The following is a 1643-nucleotide window of genomic DNA, read 5'->3' as shown; positions in this document are numbered from 1 at the left end:
TACTGATCCAACGAATCGAACACCGCGTACAGCGCCGAACGATAGAAGCGGCCATAATATTGCAGCCACCCTTTGAGCACAGGGTTGATCTCCTGCGCCAGGTCCGGCAATTCCACGGTGTGTCGGCAATGCAGTCGCCATCGACGCACTGTCTGGCGAATGGCTTTGGCAGCTGTTCGGCTGATCGCGGGCAGGAAGCTCACGAACACCGTACCGGCGCGCGATCTTGCGAAGCGCGGTCGGAAGCAGAAGCCCAGGAAGTCAAACTGATGCACGCTAAAGCGCTCCCTCCGATTGTCATCGCGACAGTAGACGACTTTCGTCTTCTGCGGATGCAAGGCAAGTGAGCACTGCGCCATCCGCTGCTCCAGGGCTGCCTTAAGCGCCTCTGCCTCCGCCATGGTGCGACAGTGGCAAACTACATCATCGGCGTAACGTTCGAACGGCACGCCCGGATAGGTGCGGCGCATCCATTCGTCGAACACGTAGTGCAGAAACAAATTGGCCAACAACGGACTGATGACTCCGCCTTGCGGTGTGCCAGCGTCCCGCTGCTGCGTAGTGCCGTCTGCCAGACTGACCGGAGCCCGAAGCCACCGCTCAATGTACAGAAGCGTCACCCTGCACTTCGTGTGATGCCGTATCGCCTTCATCAGCAAGGCGTGATCGATGGAATCGAAGAACCCCTTGATGTCGAGATCAAGCACCCAGTCGTATTGCCAGCAGCGCACGCGCGCCATGGCCACTGCCTGATGTGCCGACCGGCCCGGCCGGTAGCCGTAAGAGTCGGGATGGAAGCGCGGTTCCAGTTGTGGCTCAAGACGCTGTTTGACCACCATCTGAGCCACCCGGTCCGCGACCGTCGGTATCCCCAACGGTCGCACACCGCCACCTGCCTTCGGAATCTCCACACGTCTAACCGGTGGAGGTTGATAACTTCCCGAGGCCAGTCGATTCCAGAGTTTATAAAGGTTGTCAGCCAACCTCGAATCGAACTCCTCGATCGTCTGCCGATCGACTCCAGCAGCGCCCCGGTTGGCCTTGACCTTCTTGTAGGCCTCCCACACTTCACGCTTGGAAATATCAAACGGTTTGGCATGCCGAGACGGATCCTCCCGTTGCCGGTTGTCTGCCTCGCCTTGCCGGGCAACGTCGCCCCTTCGGTCCAGCCCCATTACAGGGCCTTCCTCCCTACTACGGACGACTCCGCCCCTGTGCCGCGCATCGGTACTCAGGCTCTTGCAGGGGCTGCCTGCTTGAGCTTCTCCCTTCGCATCGCGACGACAGGTTCCTACGTTCCTCATTGAAGCCTGCGCTGGCGTCACGCCACCTTCATGCCGGACGCCAGACAGCCCGTCAACAGGCTCCGTCTGTCCTTGTCCCGGGGCATCCATACCCCCCGGTTTTGGCGTCATCATGGGGTTTCGACACGTCATCAGTGGTTCACTCGCGTTCGTCTCACCAGCACTCATCTGACAGAATTTCTCTCTGCCTTTTCCTCAACGCTCACCACGCGGACTCTTTACCCGCGCAGCTTGAGGTGATTTGAAGCCAACTCCTGCAAGCCGACTTCGAGGGGCCCGCCCTCATCTTCAACAAAGCATTGCTCACGCAACCGCTGCGCTTGCATTCGTAGCACACTA

The 1643-nt window shown here is 59.6% G+C and carries 1 protein-coding gene; it reads right to left on the bottom strand.

Annotated elements, in window-relative coordinates; all coding sequences use genetic code 11:
- The coding region (gene ltrA / locus ACLFKU_RS43295; protein ID WP_410853333.1) for a group II intron reverse transcriptase/maturase at positions 1 to 1175 on the bottom strand (1175 nt) is incomplete at its 3' end.
- Positions 1176 to 1643: the final 468 nt, after the last annotated feature.

The sequence above is a fragment of the Paraburkholderia sp. EG304 genome, from assembly GCF_046543485.1.
Classification (GTDB): Bacteria; Pseudomonadota; Gammaproteobacteria; order Burkholderiales; family Burkholderiaceae; genus Paraburkholderia; species Paraburkholderia youngii.
The sequence above is the reverse complement of the archived record's forward strand: the minus strand, read 5'-3'. Positions and strand labels throughout refer to the sequence as shown.